The organism is Kitasatospora sp. NPDC004799 (assembly GCF_040609095.1).
Taxonomy (GTDB): Bacteria; Actinomycetota; Actinomycetes; order Streptomycetales; family Streptomycetaceae; genus Kitasatospora.
The window spans coordinates 1-19,801 of sequence record NZ_JBEXJK010000128.1 but is presented as its reverse complement, the minus strand read 5'-3'; the positions used below and the strand labels follow the sequence as shown (position 1 = coordinate 19,801).

Genomic DNA, 19,801 nt, shown 5'->3' with positions numbered 1-19,801 from the left:
AGGGCGGCGGTCCGGGCCTGGCCGCGGCCGCGCCGCCGGCCGGGGCGACCGCGGTGCGCGTGCTGGAGAGCGTGCACGGCACGGCCCTGCGCGCCCCGAAGGCGCGGGCGGGCGAGCTGTGGGAGCTGGTCGCCCGGCCGGGCACCGGGCTCGCCGCGGGCGGGGTGGACAGGGTCTGGCTGGACGGCAGGGTCAGCGCGGCCCTCGACCGCTCGACCGCCCAGGTCGGCGCCCCGCAGGCCTGGGGCTCGGGCTGGACCGGAAAGGGCGTCAAGGTCGCGGTGCTCGACAGCGGCATCGACCGCGGCCACCCCGACGTGGCCGGCTCCCTCGGCGAGAGCTCCGACTTCACCGGGCCCGCCGGTACGCCGGTGAGCGCCGACCCGGACGGGCACGGCACCCATGTCGCCTCGATCGTGGCCGGCACCGGCGCCGCCTCCGACGGCCGGTTCAAGGGCGTCGCCCCGGAGGCCGAGCTGCTGGTCGGCCGGGTGCTGGACGACGAGGGCAACGGGCAGGAGTCCTGGGTGCTCCAGGGCATGGAGTGGGCCGCGGCCCGCGCGCCGATCGTCAACCTGTCCCTCACCGGCGCCCCGACCGACGGCACCGACCCGCTGGCCCGGGCCGTCGACACGCTCTCCGCCCGCTACGGCACCCTGTTCGTCGCCGCGGCCGGCAACAAGGGCCGCCCGGGCACCGTCGGCACCCCCGGGTCGGCGGACGCCGCGCTGACGGTGGGCTCCGTCGACCACGACGGCGCGCTCGCCCCGTCCTCCAGCCGGGGTCCGCGCCTGGGCGACCGGGCCGTCAAGCCGGACCTCACCGCGCCCGGCGTGGGCATCGTCGCCGCCCGGGCCGCCGGCACCGACGGGCAGGAGCCGGTCGGCGAGCGGTACACGGCCATCTCCGGCACCTCCATGGCGGCCCCGCACGTGGCCGGCGCGGCGGCCCTGCTCGCCCAGCAGCACCCGCGGTGGAAGGGCCCGCAGCTCAAGGCCGCGCTGATGTCCGCCGCGGCGCCCGCCGCCGGACAGGACGCGTACGAGCAGGGCACCGGGCGCGTCGACGTCGCCCGGGCCACCGCCCAGGAGGTGTCCGCCACCGCCCAGGGCACCGGGATCCACCTGGAGGGCCCGCCCGGCGGCGAGCCGCTCACCCGGACGGTCGAGTACCGCAACGACGGGCCGCAGCCCGTCACCCTGGAGCTGGCCGCCGAGACCACCGCGGCCCCGGGCGGCGCGTTCGCCGTCTCCCCCGCCCGGCTGACGGTGCCGGCGGGCGGCGCGGCGGCGGCCACCGTCACCGTCGACCCGGCCCTCGTCCCCTCGGGGGCGTCGCTGACCGGGCGGGTGCGCGCCACCGGGCCCGGCGGGACCGCCGTCACCACCGCCTACGCGCTCACCCGCGAGGCCGTGCGGCACGACGTCACCGTAACGGCCGTCGACCGCGACGGGGCGCCGGTCGGGCCGGGCAGCTGGAACACCCGATCGACGATCGGCCTGGTCAACCTGGACACCCACGAGGCCTTCCCGCTGCGGTTCACCGACGGCACCGCCACCGCGCGCGTGCCCGAGGGCCGCTACAACCTCGGCGGACAGCTCGTCACCCCCGGCGCCGGCACCGCGAGCCCCACCTCGACCCTGTTCCTGCAGCCCGAGCTGGAGCTGCGCGCCGACACCCGGCTCGCCGTCGACGCCCGCGCGGGCCGGCAGCTGACCGTCACCGTCCCCGGCCGCGCCACCACCGGCCGCTCGCTCTCCGCCGGCTACTGCTACCGCGCCGCCGGGGCCTCCTCCGCGGTCGGCTGCTCGGACGAGGTCACCGTCCTGGCCCGGCCCGGCAACCTCTACGTCGTGCCCACCGCCCGGCCCGTCGCCGGCCGGCTCGACTTCGTCACCCAGAGCCTCCAGCAGGGCCCGGACACCCACGGCGGACGGCTGCCGGACCGCTACGACCTGCTGGTGCACACCACCGGCGCCCTGCCCGAGCCGGCCCTGACCGTCTCCCCCGACGACCTGGCCACGCTCAACACCCGCTACTTCGCCCAGGGCCCTGGCACCGCGGGCGAGTTCAGCAGTTTCGCGTCGGCCGGCGGCGTCGGCTCCCTCACCATCGCCCAGCCCACCTTCGCGCTGCCGGCCACCCGCACCGAGTACTTCACCGTCAAGGACCAGGTACGGGAGACCACCTTCGGCCAGACCGCCGGCCCCGGCGGCGAGATCGTCCCCACCGCCGTCACCCAGAGCGGCACGGTGCGCTGCGCCGCCGGCGCGACCTGCGCGGAACGCTGGAACGCCGCCGTCATCGGCCCGGGCCCGGCCGCCGGCAAGAACGGCGCGGCCACCATGGCCCGCACCAGCGACGGCTACCTCACCCTGGCCCCGCAGCTGTTCAGCGACGCCTCCCCCGGCCACGTCGGCTCCCCGTGGCCGCGCCTGCTGGCGGACACCGTCCGGCTCGACCTCGAACGCGACGGGCAGCACGTCGGCGGCAGCGACCGGGAGGCCGCCCGCCTCGCCGTGCCGGCCGGCGAGGCCGGCTACCGGCTGACCGCCAAGGCCGTCCGGGCCGAGCCCTGGGCGGCGCTGTCCGGCACCGTCGAGGCGGTCTGGACCTTCCGCTCGGCCGCCGTCTCCCCCGGGCCCGACGGCGCGACCCGCAGCGCGGCGCTGCCGCTGGACACCGTCCGCCTCACCGCCCCCGTCGACCCGGACAACCAGGTGCCGCGCCGCCGGCACACCCTGCTCGCCGACGTAGAGCGGCAGGACGGCGCCCCGGCGTCGGCCACCGCGGGCCTGAGCGTGCGGGTCTCCTTCGACGACGGCGCGACCTGGCAGGACGCCCCGGTCGCCGCGGACGCCGCGGGCGCTCCGGGCGACGGCGGGTACCGCGTCACCGTCGACCCGCCGACGGGCGGCAGCGGCTTCGTCTCGCTCCGGGCCACCGCGCGCGCCGCGGACGGTGCGACCGTGGAGCAGACCGTGCTGCGCGCCTACCGGCTGGCGCCGTGACGGCCTGACGATGTGACTCCGTGACGGTGCGCCGGCGGCCCGCAGGCCGCCGGCGCACTGCGCGTTCCTAGGACAGCAGCTCCGCGGGGACGTCGGTGGCCCGGGTGAACACCGAGACCGGGTACTGGGTGTCGCAGTACTTGTTGCCGGTGGAGACCACGCCGATCACCACGCCGCCGGCCATCAGCGGCCCGCCCGAGTCGCCCTTGCAGACGCTGTCCGTCGTGCCGGCCCGGGGCATACCGCAGACCTTGAGCAGCGGCGAGTCGTCCGGCAGGGTGTACGGGTCGCAGGAGGCCAGTGGGGCCAGCCTCAGCTCCGCCTGCTTGAGGTGCGTGCCGGGGCCGTCCGAGCCGGAGCGGCCGAAGCCCAGCAGGGTGGCCGCGCGGCCGTACCGGAACAGCGCCTCGTCGCCCTGCCGCGCCACCCGGACCGGCTTCTGCGGCAGCGGGCGGTCCAGGGTGAGGACGGCGGAGTCGTGGACCAGGCCGGGGGCGTGGCGCGGGTCCACCCGGGCGTCCTTCACCCGGCGGACCTGGCCGCCGGAGCCGGTCAGGTCGGTCCGCCCGGCGATCACCCGCAGCGAGCGCGGGTCGTCCGCCTCGGAGACGCAGTGGCCCGCGGTGAGCACCTTGGTCGGCGCGATCAGCGCGCCGGTGCACCACTGCTCGCCCGCGGCGGTCTGCAGGGCCACGACGAACGGGTGGGACCTGGTCGTGGTGTCCGATCCGCCGTGGACGGCGGCGGCCGGGGTGGCCGCGACGGCCACCAGCGCGGCGGCGGCCAGCAGGACGGAGATCGGGCGTCGGTCGGTGGTGCGCATGGCAGGGCTCCTTCTGGGTGGTGCGGGTGTGCGGTGGCGGACGGCCTCGGGGTTCCGCGGAGGGTCCGGCGGAGGGTCCGGCGGATGGCCCGGCGAGGTCCCGGAGGACGGCGCGGCCTCCTCGGGCCCGGCGCCGGTCGCCGCCGGACCGCAGACTGCCCCGGAACCCGTCCCGCCCGCCAGCGCCGCCCGGCGATCCGGGACGCTGGAACGGCTGCACCTACCCTGACCTGCGCATTCGCCGCCGCCTGGAACGCCGTGACGGAACGGCAGGAACCCCGTTTCGGGCGAACGGCCGCCGTGCCGCGCCCGCCCCTGCCACGATGGGCGGCATGCCGCAGGAGGAGCCGGACCCGTCCGCCACGCCGCCCCAGGTGAAGAACCTCCTCGCCGGAGGGAGCACGGTCGGCGGCCCGGTGGTGCAGGCCGGGACGGTGAACGGCGGCGTGCACATCCACCCGCCGGCGCGGCCGGTACGGCCGGCGGGCGCCGAGGCGGTGGAGGTGCTGGCCGAGTACTGCGATCCGGTCACCCAGTGGGTGGTGATCCCCGCGGACGCGCAGGTGGACGACCTCCCGGTGCGGCTGCCGGGACAGTTCAAGGGCGAGGAGGACGTGCTCGGCTGGGCGCGCGGGCACGGCGGCGCGGACTTCGACAGCACCGTGCTCTCCGTCACCGTGACCAACCGTTCGGACGCCCACCTGACCCTGCGCGGCCTGCGGGCCGAGGTCCTCGACCGCGCCGAGCCGCTGCACGGGGCGATGGTCCAGCTGCAGCCCGCCGGGTCCCGCGCCGTCCCCGAGCTGGAACTCGACCTCGACCAGGAGCGCCCGGTGCTCTGGGAGGTGGACGAGTTCACCCGCGAACGGGTCGGCGCCCGCCCGTTCCTGGAACGGACCCACGTACGGCTGGCTCCGGACGAGTCCGAGCGCTTCCTCGTCACCGCGCGGATCCGCCGCTCCTGCTGCGCGTGGCGACTGGCCGCGGCCCTGCGCGCGGACGACGGCACCGAGTTCACCGTCCGTCCGGAGCGGCGCTTTCGCACCACGGGGCTCCCGGTGGCCGGGCTCGCCCCCGTCCTGGCCTGGCAGTGGTTCGACGAGCCGCCGGCCTTCCAGGCGTCCTGGGCCTGGTTCGACTGGTGCAGCATTGGCAAGCCGGAACCCGAACTCCCGGAGGCACCCCGCGAGTTGCGCCGGCTCGCCGGGCGCTTCGGCCCGCACGTGACGCACTTCCTCAGCACCGGCACCACGGGCCCGGAGCAGCGGTTCCGGCTCGCCGCGGCGCTGCCCGCCGTGCGGCTGGCCGTCGACCTCGTCAAGGCCGAGCGCAGGGGCCGCCAGGAGCAGGCCGCCCGCGTCTCCGCCGAGCTGCGCGGGCGGTCCCGCCGGCGGTCGTGGACCAGGCCCTCACCGTCGCGCTGCTCGCCGCGGGGCTCACCCACGGGATCCCGCCGGCCGCCCGGGAGCAGCTGACCGCCTACCTGACGCACGTTCCCGCCGCCCAGGTCCTGCGGCCGATGGCCGCCGCCGTCGTGCGGCGGTAGCGGGGGCGGCGGCGGGCGGCGGCATGCCGAGGTGGCGGGGGGTGGAGGCGGGCCCCACCCCCGGGTCCGTCAGGCGTCCGGCTGGGTGACCGTCAGCCCCCAGTGGACGTCGGGCGCCGACGCGTCCACCCCGACGTGGAAGGAGCGGCCCTGCTCGGCCGTCACCACCGCCGAGCCCTTGCCGACGGCGTCGGCCGGGCAGGGCACGGTGAACTCCACCGGGGTGGTGTCGCCGTAGTACGGCGTGAAGGTGACGCGCACCTCGCCCGCACCACCGCTGCCGCCCTGGCAGCCCACCGTGACGGTGACGGGCGGACCGGCCGCGTAGGCGCCGCCGGTGACCGCGCCGCCGTCACCGATCCAGTCCGGGATCCAGATCAGCCCCTCCGCCCCCGGGTAGGGCAGGATCTCGCCGGTGCCCGGCGTCCCCTGCTCGGTGGCCCCGCTCGCCCCGGCCGTCCCGCTCGTGGCGGCGACCGCCGGGGCCGCCGTCACCGCGATCGCCGCCACCGCCGCGGCCGCGGCCGTCCACGCGAAACCCGTACGCCTCATGGCTCTCCCCCTCCGTCGTGCTGTTCGTGCCGGACCCAGGCGTCCCGGCGTACCCGCACAGTCTCATCCGGCACCGACAGCGGCGCCTGAGTACGGATACTCAAGCCTCCCTGAGCACGGCGACCCGCTCTCCGCCAAGTGGATCATGGAGTATGTTGAACGCGTTCAAATGACTCCGGCGGGCGCGGCGCCCGGCCGGTGCGGGGTGCTGGGGGAAACGCGATGAAGGTGTTCAGAGGCGTGGCGGCGGCGGCCCTGCTGCTCGGGCTCTGCGGCTGCCGGGCGACCGCGGGGGCCTCGGCGGGGCCGACGTCGGCATCGGCGCCGGCGTCGGAGGCCGTCCCGATCACGCCCCTCGACGGCAGCCGCCTCCTGACGTCCGCGACCGGGAACGCGATGGCGGCCGGCTCCGTCACGACCGAGCTCAAGGCCGTGATGATGGGCCAGCCGGTCACCGGGACGATCTCCGTGGACGCCTCCCGCCACTGCGTCGGATCCCTCGACCTGGCCAAGCGCGGCCCGATCGACTTCCTCTCCGACGGCACCCGCGTCTGGCTGAAGGGCGGCTCACGCCTCTGGGGCGCGGAGCGCGCCGCGGTGATCGGCGACCGGTACATCACCGGCCCGGAGTCGAACGGGCTCTTCGGGTCCGTGACCGTCTTCTGCTCCCTGGCCGACCGGGTCCTCGCGGGCGACTTCGGCCTCGGCGAGGTGACCGGGCGGACCGGTCTGCGGACGGGCGCGACCACCACGGTCGTCCTGGTCGACCGCGACGGCTCCCAGGCCGACGTCACCGACACCACGACGCCGTACGTCACACGGCTCCGCTCGGGCCGGGACATGGAGCCCTTCGACTTCACCTACCGCGACTACGGGAAGCCGGTCGTCCTCACCCCTCCCCCGGCCGAGGCGGCCGTCGACGTCGCGACCGCGCTGCCGGCGCCGGGCGAGCAGAACGGCGGCTGACCCCTCGGTACCGGGAGGCCGGCGCCGGACCCGTCACGTCGTCCGCGCCGTCAGGAGGTCACCGCGATCGCGTACGCCGTCACCGCGATCAGCCCGGCCACGATCACCACGACCAGCGCCCGCCCCAGCGGCAGCCGCCCCGGCCGCCGGTGGATCCAGAACCGCTGCGCCGCGGCCGGCCGCCGGGGCGGCTGCGCCGGCTCGGCCGGTTCCGCGGCGGTCGGCTGCGCCGCCAGGCGGCGCAGCCGGGCGGCGAACTCCTCGGTCCGCCGCGGGTCCTGCCCGCGGGTGTCCCGCAGCTGCGACACCAGCGCGTCGAGCTCGCCCGGCGGGCCGGCCGGCAGCGGGCGCGCGAGCAGCTCGTCCAGGGTGTCGCCGAGTGCGGACAGGTCGGAGCCGGGCGCCGGGGCGACCGTGCCGAAGCCGAGGATCTTCACGGCTCCGGCCGGGGTGAGCAGCAGGCGGGCGGGCCCGATGCCGCCGTGCGTCAGCCCGGCGCGGTGCGCGACCGCCAGGGCCTCCGCGATCTGGGCCCCGAAGTCGGCGACGGCGGCGGCCCGGTAGCCGCCGTCCAGCAGGTGGTCGTCCAGGGTGTACCCGTCGAGCAGTTCCATGGCGAGGTACGGCCGGCCCTCGTGCTCTCCCGTCCCGAGCACCGTGACGATCCCCGGGTGCCGCAATCGGACGGCCGGCCCCGGCGCCCCGTCCAGCATCTTCACCGCGACCGGCCGCCCCGACCGGATGTCCTGCCCGAACCGGACGTCCCCCACCCCGCCGGCCCCGATCCGGTACCGGCCCCCGACCACCCGGCCGCTCTCCATCCCGCCCCCAATCCCTTGGCCGTAGGGCCTGGTTGATCAGTGTGCCGCACCGGGCGGGCCGGGCGGCGCCGGTGTCCGGCCCGGCGGGGAGGGCTGGGACGTGGCCCCGGGAGTCGGAGCCAGTGCCCCGCGCGCGATGCGGGCGTGGCCGTCGAAGGGCAGGACGACGAGGTACTGGCGGTCCGCGTCCTCGATCCGGGCCAGTGTGACGGAGGTGCGGGCCGCCGCGAGCGCCTCGGCGGCCGGGCCGGCCTCCTCCGTCATCCGGTCGAGCCGCGCGTAGAAGCGGGTGAGGCCCTGCGCCGGGCCGGTGATCCAGATCGCGATCCGCGCGCCCCGGCGCAGCGCGGCGAGCAGGTCCGTGCGCAGCGGCCCGTCGTCGGCCGCCCGCAGGAGCAGGTCGTGCAGGCGTTCCTGCCCGCACGGCCGAGTCGGTGCGGCCTCGGCCAGTGCGCGGCACTTGCGGCACGAGGCCAGGTCCTGCGGCTCGAAGAGGGTCAGGAAGTACTGGAGGTACCGGCCGCGGATCCCGCACAGGGTGCGGCCGCGCGCGTCGCCCGTCTCCGCGGCGTGCTGGACTCCGGGTACCCCCAGGACCCCTGCGGCGGGGAACGCGGCCGGCTCGCGCGCGGTGGCGAACGACCAGGCGCCGCCGGGGGTGTCGGTGTCCGGGCTGTCGGTCATGCGGGGCAGCGTGCCACGCCCGGGGCCCGGTGGCGGTGCCGGGCCCCGGGGTGGTCAGCGCTGGTGGGGCGTCACTGCCAGACGCGGTAGACGGCCTCGCGGGCCTGGCCGAGGTACTGCTGGTAGGTGCCCAGGTTCCAGGCCGCCCAGGAGGCCCAGCCGCGGCCGGTGCCGTCGTTGTCGATCGCGTAGGCCTTGCGGGCCGACCAGCCCATGTCCTGCCAGTTCTCGGGGGTGACGACCCCGGCGTCGTGGCCGTGGACCTCGGGGTACCAGCGCTCGTTGATCTGCCAGGCGCCGAGGTCCTTGCTGCCCGGGTCGGGGTCGGTGGGGAGATTGGTGTGGACGGCCAGGCGGTTGCAGCCGGACTCGGCCATGGCGATCGCCACGGCGTAGATCGCGTCGTCGTTGCGTCCCTCGCCGGACTTGTCCTTGGCGAAGCCCGCCCACTGGGCCTCGCGGGCACAGGCGTCGATGCCGCTCTGGTCCCCGGCGGCGTCGGCGGTGAAGGTGGTCGAGGTGAGCCCGAGCGCCAGGACGGCGACCGAACTGGCTATCAGCGTACGGGTCTTGCGCAGCACGAGTGTTCTCCCTTCGGCGCCGGCCCCGGGTCGGGCCGGCTACGGGGAGGAACGCTAGGCAGCGCCGGTAGACGAACGATCAACGCCCGGTCCCGGCCGCGCCCTCGCGCGGGGCGGACCCTGCGCGGAGCAGCTGGCGGCGAGGCCACTAGGCTGGCCCGCGGACACGGCAGTCGGGCGAGGTCCCGGGGGTGGAGGACGCCATGGAGTCGGTGGAGATCACGCTGCGGAACCCGGCCGAGAAGCGGGTCCTGAGCCTCGACGGCATCGCCGCGGTGACCTGGGACCGGGAGCCGGGCGAGGTCGAGGTGCACGGTGTGCTGATCGGCACCCGCCTGTGGCCGATGCGGCACCTCGTCGCCGCCGCCCTGGGCGTCGACCCGGCGCGGGTCGGCAACTCGGCGGGCCTGCGGGCCCTGGACCGGCTCGGCCTGCGCACCTTCAACCTCACGCCGTACGACGAGAAGGGCGAGGCCGTCCGGACGCCCGACGCCGTACGCCGCGCGGACACCTCGCGGCGCGCGGCCCGGAACCGCTGACCGCACCCGGCCTGCCCCGCAGCCCCCCGTCACGACGCAGGCCGGCCCAGCGACGGAGCGCGCGCAGCGGGCGGGGGACACGGCGGGCCGGCTGTTCACCTGCGACCCCACGGTGTTCGGCCTCGACGAACACCTGGCGCACGGGGGCGCCGTCGACCTGTGGCGGGTCACGCGGCTGCGGAGGGAACCGGCCGTCGGCGACCCGTTCCTGCTGTGGCGGACCGGACGGCGGGGCGGTGTGGTGGCGCACGGGCGGATCGCGGGTCCGCCCGTGTGGGTCACCGCCCCCGGTTCGACCGCCTGGACCGTTCCGCCCCGCCCGGGTACGACGTGCCGCTGGAGACCGGCGCCTGCCGCTGGAGACCGGCGCCTGCCGGTGGGATCCGCTGCTGCCGCTGAGCGTGGTCGAGCAGAACCCGGTCCTGAGGACGTCGGCCCTGTTCCGGCGCGACCGGACCCGCGGCGCGTCACGGCGGCCGAGTGGCAGGCGTTCGAACAGTGCCTCGGCACGACGCCCGGCGCCATGGCCGGCGCCGCGACCGGGTGACCGTACCGGCGGGCCGATCCCGCCGTGGCGCCGTCCCCACGCGGGCGCGTCGAAGGGGACCCGGACCGCACCGCCCGTGGCGGGCGGTCGCACGCGACCCGCCGTTCGACCCGGCGTGGCCGGGACGGGGACGGCCGGTTGACGGCCTGTGAGGTGACGTCGTCCACCGACGGCAACCAGGTGGGCCGGCCGCGCCTCGGGCGCGGCCGGCTCCTCGACTACGCGGACCACCTCACCGACCGCAACGGACCGGCCGCCGGGGTGCTGTGGATCGGGCAGCCGCCCCGGGAGCAGCGCTGGACCCGGATCTGCGGGCGGGGCGGGGCGGGTTACTGGAGCGTCCGCTCGCCGTACGTCTCCGTGTCCTCCGGGTCGAGCGTGCCCACGTTGATCGGCTGGAGGATGACGGTGATGGCGCCGGCCGAGAAGTGTTGGACCGGGCCGCCGGTGTTGCGGCCGTGGAAGCTGTGCGGCAGGGCCTGGCCGGTGGTCGGGTCGGTGCCCGCGGTGTACATGTCGATGATGCCCTCGTGTCCCTCGGCGGCCTGGGCGTCGTTGCCGTCCGCGGCCTGCTCCACGGTGATGTGGTCGTCGCCGTCCACGGCGACCACGGCGGCCACGTGGTAGGGCCACCCGCTGACATTCCTCGGCCGCCCGAAGCCCCGGGTCCACGCGGTCTCCACGATGGCGAAGGCCTGGCCGGGGGCCGGCCGCTCCTCGCCGTTCGCCTGCGGGCCACCGGGCCTGGCTGCCGCGTAGGCCGCGGCGCCCTGGGCGTTCTCCCGGTGGCCCATGCCGAACTGGTGGCCGCCCAGGGCGAAGGCGCTGGCGTCCTGCCCCAGGGCCAGTGTCTGCTGGTGCATGATCTCCTCGGCGGTGTGGGCGCAGTCCGCGAGGAAGAACGTCGACGGCTCGTACTGCGTGTACGTGCGCCCCGCGATCTGCCCGCTCTCGTCGGTCGCCGTGCAGTACCGGGGCGCCGCGGCACCCTCGGCGACCCAGATGACGGTGGTGTCCGCACCCTGGACGAGGGGCATGATGTAGAGGCCGCTCTGTGAGACCCGAACCAGCCCCAACTCCTCGGTGGTGACCTCGGCGTAGCGCTGGACGGCCGTGACGTCGGCGCGGCGCGCCGGGGCGGCGGCCTCCCGCTGCACGGCGGCGCCCTGCTCGGGGGTGCGCCGCATCACCCGGACCGCATTGGCCTCGGCCTCGCGCTCGAAGCGGTCGCCGGGGTCGGAGACGCTCAGCCCCGCCCCGTTGTCGGTCCCGGCCACCGGGCCCTGGCGCTGCTGGATGACGTGCGTCAACTCGTGGGCCAGGGTGTGCTTGTCGCCGCCGCCCTCGCCGATGACGACGTGGCTGCCGGAGGTGTAGGCGCGGGCGCCGACCTCGGCGGCGGAGGCGCGGGCCGCGGAGCCGGTGTGCAGGCGGACGTCGGAGAAGTCGGCGCCGAGCCGGGACTCCATCTCCTGGCGCAGCGGTTCGTCCAGCGGCCGGCCCGGCGCGCGCAGCACGTCGTGTACGGCGGAGCGCTGCAGCGGCTGCGCCGTGGGGTGGTGGCCCGCGCCGTGCCGGTGGCCGTCGCGCTGGAGCATCCGGACGACGGCCGCGTTGCCGGCGGTGCGCTGCAACCCGAGGAGCGCGTCGGGCCCCCGGCCGCCCACGGCCTGCCCAGGGCGCGCGGGCGCGCTCCTGGCGGCGCGCGGCGGCTGCCCGTCCTTCTTCGTCGGCTCTTGCGCGTGCATGGGACTCCGCTCGTAGGACTGGCCGTTTCGCGCTGCCCTCCCTGCATACCCGGTGCGGCGGCCGCGGGTAAGGGGTGGAGGGGCACAGTCCGGTGCCCGTACGGGCAGTCCGCCGGTGCGGACGGGGTCACCGGCGGGTCGGCGCCTGCGGCCGACAGCCATTTCAGGAGAGCTGGGTGAAGGGCTGCCAGCGGCCATCGGGTGCCACAACGAGGAGGAACAGCGGGGCCAGGTCGCCGAAGCTGTCGCAGGCGCGGGCGATCCGGCCGAGGGTAGCGGAGGAGTCGTTGCCGCGGCTGCCGTGCGGGCCGATCCGGAAGTAGGCGGCGGCAGCGTTGTCGGCGGTGAGGACGACGGTGTTGTCCGCCGGGTCGGCCGTGGTCCGGAAGGTGGCGGCGATCATCTCTCGGCCGGTCGAGCCCAGGGCCTCGTGGCGCAGCGAACTCGGGCCGACGAGGAGCACGGTGTCGGTGCGGCGCCGGGTGGGCAGCACGGCGGGGTCGATGTCAGTGACGGTCATGGTGAGGGTTCCCCTGTCAGGTCGATGGCGAGCTGGAGGGCGGAGTGGTCGCTGAGGCCGGCTTCGCGGGGTTCGTGGAGGTAGGTGCAGGTGCGGACCTGCGCGCGGTGGGCGCTGGTGACCAGGGCGTGGTCGAAGCGGTAGCCGTCGCCGGAGCGGCGTCCGAACCAGCTGTGTTCGACGGCGTCGGGGTGCAGGGCGCGGAAGGCGTCGGTGAATCCGGCCTCGGCGAAGGAGGTGTAGAAGTCGTACTCCCACGCGCCGTAGACGCCGCGGTGGGGCGGGTTGTGGTCGGGTTCGATGACGTTGAGGTCGCCGGCGATGACGACCAGGTGGCCGCGCTCCGCGAGTGCGGGCAGCGCATCGGTGACTGCAGCCTGGAAGGCGCGCTTGTCCTCGTTGTGCCGTTCCCGGGGCCCGCGGGAGGGCACGTAACAGCCCCCCGATGGTGATCGGCGTGGCGCCAACGGCGAGGGTCGCGAGTGGGAAGCGGTGCGGCAGGAACCCCACCGAAGCGGGCGCGGCACCGATCGCAGCGTGCCGGGATGCGATGACAGTCCGGTAGTCGCCTTCGCCCCAAGGGGCGATGACGGCCCGGTACCCGGCGTCGCTCAGCTCCTGCACCAGGGTGTCGCCGCCGGCGCCGCCGGAGACTTCGGTGAGCACTGCGACGTCGGCCCCCTCCTGGCCGGCCAGCCAGTCCACCTGCCGCACGGTGCGGGCCGGAGAGGCGTGCTGGACGTTCCAGGTCACGACCCTCAGCCGGTCGGCGGCGGGCTCGCGGCCGGCGGCGCGGTGGGAGAACAGGGCGGCCTGCTCGGGCGCGGCGGTGGTCATGGCTTCTCCAGCTCGTCGAGGAAGACCTCCCCGGCGGCGTCCAGCTGCTGCTGGAGCCGGCCGGTGGCCTCGCGGATGAACGCCATGTCGTCGCTGGTGAGCTCGTCGCCCAGGCACAGCAGGTTCTGCTCGACCTGTTCGACGCGGGTAAATCCGACCAACACGGCGCAGTTTTCGGCGTGTTGAAGAACGTACCGGATCGCGACCCGGGCCAGGTCCGCCTGCGAGGGGCCGAAGCGCTCGCGCAGCGGCTCCAGGCCGTCCTCGATGATCCGCAGGAACGGCTGGGTGAACCACGCCTTGCGCCGGCGAATGTCGCCGTCGCCGAAGACCGGAGGCCGGTCCGGGTGGTACTTGCCGGTGAGCAGGCCCTGGGCCAGCGGTTTGTTCGCCAGCACCGAGGCGCCGCGGGCCGCGGCGAACGCGAACAGGTCCTCCTCCCCGTCCCCGACGAGCGGGGTCAGCGCATTGAACCTCACCGCCAGGTAGTCCGGCCTGACGATGTCGAACAAGGTGCGGAAACGGGCCCTCTTGTCCTCCCGCTCCCCCTTGGGCGGTGAGAGCCGGTCGGTCGCCAGCCGGTGCGGGCCGCGCATCCCGACCGCCCTGATCAGCCCTTCCTGGCGGAAGGCGTGCATCTGCTCCACCGCGCCCTCGAGGTAGCGGTCCCGCTCGCCGAAGGAGCTGTTGTGGAGGAAGTACACGTCCAGGTGGTCGGTGCCGAGGTTGCGCAGGGTCGTCTCGAGCTGGTGCCGCATGTGGGTGCGCTCGTAGGCGTGCTCGGCGGTCCCCGCGAAGTACCCGACCTTGCTGGACAGGACCACGGAGTCGCGGTCCACGCCGGCCAGGAACTTGCCGATCAGCCGCTCGGAGCGGCCGTGCCCGTACACGTCGGCGGTGTCGAAGAGGTTCGCGCCGAGGTAGTGCGCCTGGCGCAGTCCCCGCAGCGACTCGCGCTCGTCCACGTTCGCCCACCCCATCGGAAGCCCGAGATTGTGGCCGGGCCCACCAATCGCCCAGCAGCCGACCGCCACGGGGTTGACCGTCAACTCCCGTGCCAATGTGCGGGTTTCGATATCCATAACTACCGCTCCCCCTTCGGGAGATTTCACCACGAACCATGATGAATCTGGCTATCGTGGGGCCCGTGAGCACCCACACCCACCTCGATCTGAACGCGATCACGGCCGCTGGCTGGGCGACCCGCGACGACTTCACCGCCGACGAGTACGCGCAGGCCGAGGCGTTCTACGCCTCCATGCGCGCCCACGACGATCGCCTGCTGGCCCTGCGGGCCCGGGCCTCCGAGATGATCCGCGAGTGGACCGGCCGCGAACCCCGCGACGTTGGCTCCCTCGGCACCCGCCTCAACCTGGAGACGTCCGACCTCGACCTCGGCATCGGCCACCCGGTCGATGACCGGGACCACCTGGTGCAGGTCCTCGCCGAGAGAACAACTTTTCTCGGGGAGCGGAAGACCTCCTTCTCCACGACCCGGCTGGTCTTCAACTTCGAACTCGACGGCGTCGAGGTCGACCTGTCTGCCCTGACCGAGAAGGACTTCGCGGTCGCCTGCCGGATGCTCGACCAGATCGACGAGACGATGACCGAGGAGGAGCGCATCTGCCACCTGTGGGTCAAGCACCTGCTGCGCAGCAGCGGCCGCATCGACGACTACGCGAGGTGGAAGCTCAACACCTACGCCCGGTTCTGCCCCGAGTTCAACTGGGTGCCGATCCCGGAGAAGACCAGCTCCTGACCGGCGTCGCCCCTTGGCCGCGGGCCGCCCCCACCCTTGGGGGCGGCCCGCTCGCGTCAGGTCCCGCACGGGTCGGCCGCGTTGATCAGCTCCCAGGCGTCGTTGTCCACCCAACGCCGGTACTCCGCGGTCAGCAGGTCGGCCCGCTCGGCGGGCAGGGCCAGGACTGCGGTGCGGACAGCCGGCCCCGCCCGGGTGGCGAGCTCCGCGATCTCCTCGCCCAGCAGCACCCGCAGTCGCGCGTGCAGGCCGGCGCCGCCGCCCTCCACACCCATCGCCAACGGGGTGGCCTCGATGGCGCGCACCATGTGCCCCAGCACCGTGTAGGCGGCGTCCTTGAGGACCACCCGGGCCATGCGCACCGCCCGCCACGCCTCGCCCTGGTCCAGCACCTTCTCCAGAGACTTCAGGGTGTAGTCCAGGGCGAAGTTCCGGTCGATCCACCGCTGCGCCCACTCGGAGGCGATCCCGATCCTCCAGTCCGCGAAGTCGGCGTCCTGGCGGCCCATCGACGGCCTGGCCGCGCCGGCGAGTCCGGCGGCCTGGACCATCCGGGTGTAGGCGGCGCCGATCAGGCACTCCATGGAGACGAGCATGTACGAGATGCCCTGGTGGAGCGGGCGCCCGGTGCTGTACTTCGCGACGAAGTCCTCGTCGCGGACACCGGCGGCGATCTCCTCGGCGGACATGTGCCGCAGCGGGCGTAGCAGCAGGTCGGTGCGGCCCTGGAACGCCTCGGTGGCCTTGAGCTCCTCCAGCGTCATCAGATGGTCGAACGTGATGTACGTGAACCTGGTCGGGATGCCGAGGGCGGAGAGCGTCCGGATGGCGAGCGCGTTCTGCTCGCCGGTCGTCTCCTTGTTGAACCGCTCCAGGATGCTGTCGACGCCGGACTCGACCCCGAAGAGGCATCGTCGCAGGCCTCGCTGGACCAGCTCGCGCCACATCTCGGCGCGCTCGGCGTGCCACGCCAGATCGCGGTCGGGGTCGACGACCTGGTCGATCCGGCAGCTCGTCTCCCAGGAGAATCCGGCGCCGTGGAGGGTCGCGGCCATCTCAAGAGCGCGCGGGACGGCGTCCGGGCCGCGGCCGATGAACTCCTCGTCGACCGCGTACAGGACCCGGCTGGTCCCGGGGTGCTGCTCGAAGACGCGGCCTATCTCGTCCAGGAGCCAGGGGAACGTGGCAGAGCTGGCGCCGTTCCACTGCCCCTTGTGGCCGCGCGGGCAGAAGGTGCACGCGCTGGTGCAGCCGCGGGAGCACTCGATCTGGGCGACGCCGTGGTGCCGGAAGGTGTCGTCGAGCAGGTCGAGCTCGGGCAGGATGTCGCTCTCGTCCCGCAGGGAGGCGGCCGGGCGGCTCGTGCGGCGTTGGACGGCGAAGGTGCCCGCGCCGCGCGGCGCTCCGGTGTAGCCGATGCCGGGGATCTCCTCGCGGCGGATGTCTCCGTGCCAGTGGGCGAGGACACCGCGGATCGTCGGCTCGCCGGCACCCCGGGCGATCAGAAGATCCGGGTAGGCGTCAAGGAGCAGCCGCTCGTTGCGGGCGGTGAGGCTGCCGCCGGCCACGACCAGCGGGGGCTCGGCCAGAGCGTACGTGGCGTCGAGGAGCTGAACCAGCAAGTCGTGCTGTCCGAACGTCGCGGAGACGCCGAGGATGTCCGGGGTCCGGTCGGTGACCTCCTTGACCAGGTCCTGGAGGTCAACGCCGAGCTGCATGTCCATCAGCTCGGTGGTTCCCCTCAGGGTGGAGCGGGCGGCCCGGGCCACGGCGCTGATCGCGAGCGGGAAGCGCGGAAGCGGGAAGAACTCGGGGTGGTAGAGGGCGGCCAGGAGCAGCCGCGGGCGGGAGAGCCGGTGGATCGCGTAGTCGTCCAGGTCTGCGGTCGACAGCCACGAGGATGGGGTGTCGAGGTCGACGTGGCCTGTCAGCCAGTCCGGCCAGTGGCGGCTCTCGTGGGCCAGTCCCGAGAGATCCGCGATGACCCACCGACCGTCGGAGCGCTCGACGAGGACGAGCCGGCGGTCGAGCGTTCCGGTGACGATCACGCGGCCGACGCTGTCACCGCGGTTGTCCTCCAGATGCTGGCGCAGCCGGTTGGGCATGGTGCGCCAGGTCTCGACAACCGCGGTGAACGGGCTGGGGTCGACGCCGGGGGCGACTGCCTCCAGCAGGGGCGTGAGGGAGCCGGCCAGCAGGCCGGACGGGTGTGGAGCCATGAGCGCCTCCATCTCTCCTGTACGGAGAAGGGCCCGACGGGCATGACGGGGCAGCCGGGACGGGTGGGATCGGCTGCCGGTATAGGGGAGGCAGGCGGCTCCCCTGTCGATCGGGAAGCAGACGGCCGCCGCACGCGTCATGACTGACAGTCAGTTCATGGGTACGCTGGGCGAGTACGGCCGTTGAGCGGGCGTCCTGAGCCTCCGGATGCTCAGGGAGCTCGCGACCTGCGTGAGCGATTCAAGCCGGGCGGCCAGGTGCGGTGTAACCCCGTGATGGGGGCCCCACGAGAGGGGCGCGCCCCGCCGGCCGCGCAACCGTTGGGGGACCTGCGTGAGTGACCACCCGGGACAACTCGTACTGCCCGCCGGATTCCTGAATGACCCGTCCGTGGTGGCCGCGTTGAGGACTCGCGAGTTCGGCGTCGTGTTCGCCCTGGCCAAGGCGGCCGGGCTCAGCTACAACCTCATCGCCGAAGCGTGTCTGATGAAGGCTGAACGGGTATCACTCGTAGCCCGGAGCGAGGCCGCGGTCACCTCCTTCGAGGGCGTGGAGCGGATCGCGGACGGCCTGGGGATTCCGGGTAGATATCTCGGTCTCGCTCAGCGACCCTGGGAGAAGCCCGCCACACCTGGTTCTACGGAGCAGCCCCATGAACCCTCGGCAGTTGACGCCATGAAGCGGCGCATGGCCCTCAAGGCCCTCCTCGCCGGTGGGGTGTCCGCCATCGCGCTCGGCCGGCTCGCCGACGAGCGGCACACCCTGGACGCCGCCCTGGCTGGCCACACCACGCCCACCGACCTCGGCTACTGGGAGCAGGTCGCCGACAACTACTCCCTCGGCTACGGGGGCCAGGCCCCCACCGCCCGTCTGGGCGTGCTCGCCGCGGACGTCGCCGAACTGCGGACCTTGCTGAGCCGGCCCCAGACCACGATGGACCGGGGTCGGCTGTGCCGGACGGTGGGTCAGCTGTCCGGGATGGCGGCGATCGTCCTCCACGACCTCGGCGAAGCTCAGGAGGCTCGGGGCTGGTTCCACTCCGCCCGGCTGGCAGCGACGGAGTCCGGCGACCAGCAGGTGCTCGCGTGGCTTTATGCCAGGGAGGCCATGACACCCCTGACGTACGGGGTTCCGCGGGAGGCGGTACGCCTGTCCGACCTGGCCGTGGCAGCGGCGGGTGGGCGCCCGTCGGCCGCGTCCGCTCTCGCCTCGGCAGTGTCCGCCCGGGCGCACGCGGTCTCCGGCGACACGGAGGCCGCGCGGGAGGCGCTGACCCAGGCGCAGGCGTTCGCCGAACGCCTCGACTCCGCGGACAGCGCCGATACCTGGCTCGGGCTGCCGGAGCAGAAGCTTCAGATCCACCTGTCACATGCCCTCACGCGGCTCGGGGACGTCCGGCCTGCCCGGGCCGCGCAGGCCCGGGCCCTGCAGCTGTCCGGGGCCAGTAGCTACCAGGCCCGGGCGCTGATGCAAATGGACGCGGCGCTGTGCGACCATCACGCCGGTGACAGCCTCGACGGCTGCCGGCGAGCCGTGGACACCCTGGTCGAACTCCCTGCCGACCAGCGGACCGGTCTTGTCAGGTCGCGTGCGGCGGACCTGCTCCGGGCCATCCCGGCGAGCCGATCCCGTGAGCGGGCTGTGGCCGATCTCCGCGACGTCTTGAGCGTGTGAACAAGTTGCCGACCGGCCGCTGCGCTACGGGGTGGTCCGGCACCGCTCCGGCAGCCGGGAGCACCAGCGGGACCACGCCTCCTGCGGGTCCAGGAGGGTGGTGACCAGCCGGTAGCCGGTGGGGGCCAGGGCGTACTCGACGACGCGAACGGTCACCGGGTTGCGGCGGGTCCTGCGGTCGGGCTCGGCATGGACGGTGCTCAGGCAGGAGCCGTCGTCGAGGACCCGCACGACGGGCAGGTTCGCGCTTTTGCGTACCCGCCACAGCAGGTCCGCTCCGGTGGCGCGGGCCTGCTGCCACAGCTCGAAGCCGTAGAAGCCCCGGTCGGCCAGTAGCAGCATCCCCGCTTCCAGACGGGCGAGCAGCCGCCGGGAGAGGGTCCGCTCGCTGGCCGACAGCGGGCCCACCTCGGCGGCGAACACCGCGTGGGTGCCGCGCTCGGCCAACCCCACCACCCTGGCCGACGAGCCAGAGACAGCAAAGTCACCGGCATTGGTGTCAGGCCCTGTCCGGCGGCGCCGGGGCCGGGTGGGCCAGGTGGGCGGCGGCGTGGAGGCCGCGGGCGGGGCTGGACAGGACGGGGACGGCGGTCGTGGCGCGGCTCGCGGCGTCCGCCATGGAGGCCTGGGCCAGGACGACGACGTCCGTGTCGGCGGCGGCGTCGACGGCGGTGGCGACCGCGGCCAGGTAGCCCGTCCGGTCGCCGGCCTCGAAGCGGTCCCAGGCGCCGTCGACCACGACGGGCGTGAGGGTGACGGGGCGGCCGGAGCGCGCGGCCTCCTCCTCGAGGAGGGCCGTGGTCGGGCGTACGGTGCCGGGCAGGGCGGCGAGCACCGTGATGCGCGTCGCCGTCCGGCTGGTGAAATGTGCTGGACACCGGCGCCGGTGTGGCCGAAGGTGGGCGCCATGGAGTACACCCACCTCGGCCGTACCGGCCTGACCGTCTCCCGACTCTGCCTCGGCACCATGAAC

17 protein-coding genes and 1 pseudogene are annotated in these 19,801 nt (G+C 74.7%); 6 read left to right on the top strand and 12 right to left on the bottom strand.

Annotated features, from left to right (window positions below):
* Window positions 1-3,011 (top strand): S8 family serine peptidase (locus ABZW03_RS18285; RefSeq protein WP_355258786.1); only part of this gene is annotated, 3,011 nt, incomplete at its 5' end.
* Between the two features lie 67 nt (window positions 3,012-3,078).
* Here the strand turns inward: ABZW03_RS18285 and ABZW03_RS18280 are convergent.
* On the bottom strand, window positions 3,079-3,834 hold the full coding sequence (locus ABZW03_RS18280; protein WP_355258783.1) for a serine protease: 756 nt from the start codon (window positions 3,832-3,834) through the stop codon (window positions 3,079-3,081).
* A 332-nt stretch (window positions 3,835-4,166) separates the two neighbouring features.
* Here ABZW03_RS18280 and ABZW03_RS18275 point away from each other — a divergent pair, with 332 nt between their 5' ends.
* A complete protein-coding gene (locus ABZW03_RS18275) occupies window positions 4,167-5,309 on the top strand; it encodes a hypothetical protein (protein ID WP_355258781.1) in 1,143 nt (380 codons plus the stop codon).
* Between the two features lie 140 nt (window positions 5,310-5,449).
* Here the strand turns inward: ABZW03_RS18275 and ABZW03_RS18270 are convergent, their stop codons facing one another.
* A complete protein-coding gene (locus tag ABZW03_RS18270; protein WP_355258779.1) occupies window positions 5,450-5,932 on the bottom strand; it encodes a hypothetical protein in 483 nt (160 codons plus the stop codon).
* A gap of 222 nt (window positions 5,933-6,154) precedes the next feature.
* Between ABZW03_RS18270 and ABZW03_RS18265 the strand changes: the two genes are divergently transcribed.
* Window positions 6,155-6,898, top strand: a complete 744-nt coding sequence (locus tag ABZW03_RS18265; RefSeq protein WP_355258778.1) for a hypothetical protein — start codon at window positions 6,155-6,157, stop codon at window positions 6,896-6,898.
* Between the two features lie 50 nt (window positions 6,899-6,948).
* Here ABZW03_RS18265 and ABZW03_RS18260 read toward each other — a convergent pair whose 3' ends face one another.
* The 3 genes from ABZW03_RS18260 to ABZW03_RS18250 all read right to left on the bottom strand — a co-directional run bounded on the left by ABZW03_RS18260 (window position 6,949) and on the right by ABZW03_RS18250 (window position 8,984).
* The gene (locus ABZW03_RS18260; protein ID WP_355258775.1) at window positions 6,949-7,719 is read right to left on the bottom strand and encodes a protein kinase; all 771 of its coding nucleotides are present in this window, start codon (window positions 7,717-7,719) and stop codon (window positions 6,949-6,951) included.
* A gap of 36 nt (window positions 7,720-7,755) precedes the next feature.
* Window positions 7,756-8,403, bottom strand: a complete 648-nt coding sequence (locus tag ABZW03_RS18255) for a hypothetical protein (RefSeq protein WP_355258772.1) — start codon at window positions 8,401-8,403, stop codon at window positions 7,756-7,758.
* 71 nt (window positions 8,404-8,474) lie between these two features.
* The gene (locus ABZW03_RS18250; RefSeq protein WP_355258769.1) at window positions 8,475-8,984 is read right to left on the bottom strand and encodes a hypothetical protein; all 510 of its coding nucleotides are present in this window, start codon (window positions 8,982-8,984) and stop codon (window positions 8,475-8,477) included.
* Between the two features lie 191 nt (window positions 8,985-9,175).
* On the opposite strand from ABZW03_RS18250, the gene ABZW03_RS18245 reads away from it, so the two are divergent.
* Entirely contained in the window at window positions 9,176-9,523 is a 348-nt protein-coding gene (locus ABZW03_RS18245) for a hypothetical protein (RefSeq protein WP_355258766.1), read from the top strand.
* Window positions 9,524-10,399: 876 nt separating this feature from the next.
* Here the strand turns inward: ABZW03_RS18245 and ABZW03_RS18240 are convergent.
* The 4 genes from ABZW03_RS18240 to ABZW03_RS18225 form a co-directional block, all read right to left on the bottom strand.
* Window positions 10,400-11,818, bottom strand: a complete 1,419-nt coding sequence (locus ABZW03_RS18240) for a DUF4157 domain-containing protein (protein ID WP_355258763.1) — start codon at window positions 11,816-11,818, stop codon at window positions 10,400-10,402.
* A 163-nt stretch (window positions 11,819-11,981) separates the two neighbouring features.
* Complete coding sequence (locus ABZW03_RS18235) at window positions 11,982-12,338, bottom strand: hypothetical protein (RefSeq protein ID WP_355258760.1); 357 nt, start codon at window positions 12,336-12,338, stop codon at window positions 11,982-11,984.
* Window positions 12,335-12,865 carry an endonuclease/exonuclease/phosphatase family protein gene (locus ABZW03_RS18230; RefSeq protein ID WP_355258757.1) on the bottom strand — a complete coding sequence of 177 codons (531 nt, stop codon included), beginning with the start codon at window positions 12,863-12,865 and terminating at the stop codon, window positions 12,335-12,337. Before ABZW03_RS18230 ends, ABZW03_RS18235 begins: the two co-directional genes overlap by 4 nt.
* A gap of 306 nt (window positions 12,866-13,171) precedes the next feature.
* Window positions 13,172-14,257 (bottom strand): aldo/keto reductase, encoded by a 1,086-nt coding sequence (locus ABZW03_RS18225; RefSeq protein ID WP_355258754.1) that lies wholly within the window; start codon window positions 14,255-14,257, stop codon window positions 13,172-13,174.
* 65 nt (window positions 14,258-14,322) lie between these two features.
* Here ABZW03_RS18225 and ABZW03_RS18220 point away from each other — a divergent pair, with 65 nt between their 5' ends.
* A complete protein-coding gene (locus ABZW03_RS18220; protein ID WP_355258751.1) occupies window positions 14,323-14,934 on the top strand; it encodes a hypothetical protein in 612 nt (203 codons plus the stop codon).
* Window positions 14,935-14,990: 56 nt separating this feature from the next.
* On the opposite strand, the gene ABZW03_RS18215 is transcribed toward ABZW03_RS18220, so the two are convergent.
* A complete protein-coding gene (locus ABZW03_RS18215; RefSeq protein ID WP_355258748.1) occupies window positions 14,991-17,153 on the bottom strand; it encodes a radical SAM protein in 2,163 nt (720 codons plus the stop codon).
* A 334-nt stretch (window positions 17,154-17,487) separates the two neighbouring features.
* Here ABZW03_RS18215 and ABZW03_RS18210 point away from each other — a divergent pair, with 334 nt between their 5' ends.
* Window positions 17,488-18,828: a hypothetical protein gene (locus ABZW03_RS18210; protein WP_355258746.1), complete on the top strand. Its 1,341-nt coding sequence runs from the start codon at window positions 17,488-17,490 to the stop codon at window positions 18,826-18,828.
* Window positions 18,829-19,020: 192 nt separating this feature from the next.
* On the opposite strand, the pseudogene ABZW03_RS18205 reads toward ABZW03_RS18210, so the two are convergent.
* Both ABZW03_RS18205 and ABZW03_RS18200 read right to left on the bottom strand, forming a co-directional pair.
* Window positions 19,021-19,284: pseudogene (locus tag ABZW03_RS18205) on the bottom strand (IS4 family transposase); the annotation flags it as partial.
* 43 nt (window positions 19,285-19,327) lie between these two features.
* The gene (locus ABZW03_RS18200) at window positions 19,328-19,663 is read right to left on the bottom strand and encodes a hypothetical protein (RefSeq protein WP_355258743.1); all 336 of its coding nucleotides are present in this window, start codon (window positions 19,661-19,663) and stop codon (window positions 19,328-19,330) included.
* Window positions 19,664-19,801 lie beyond the last annotated feature (138 nt).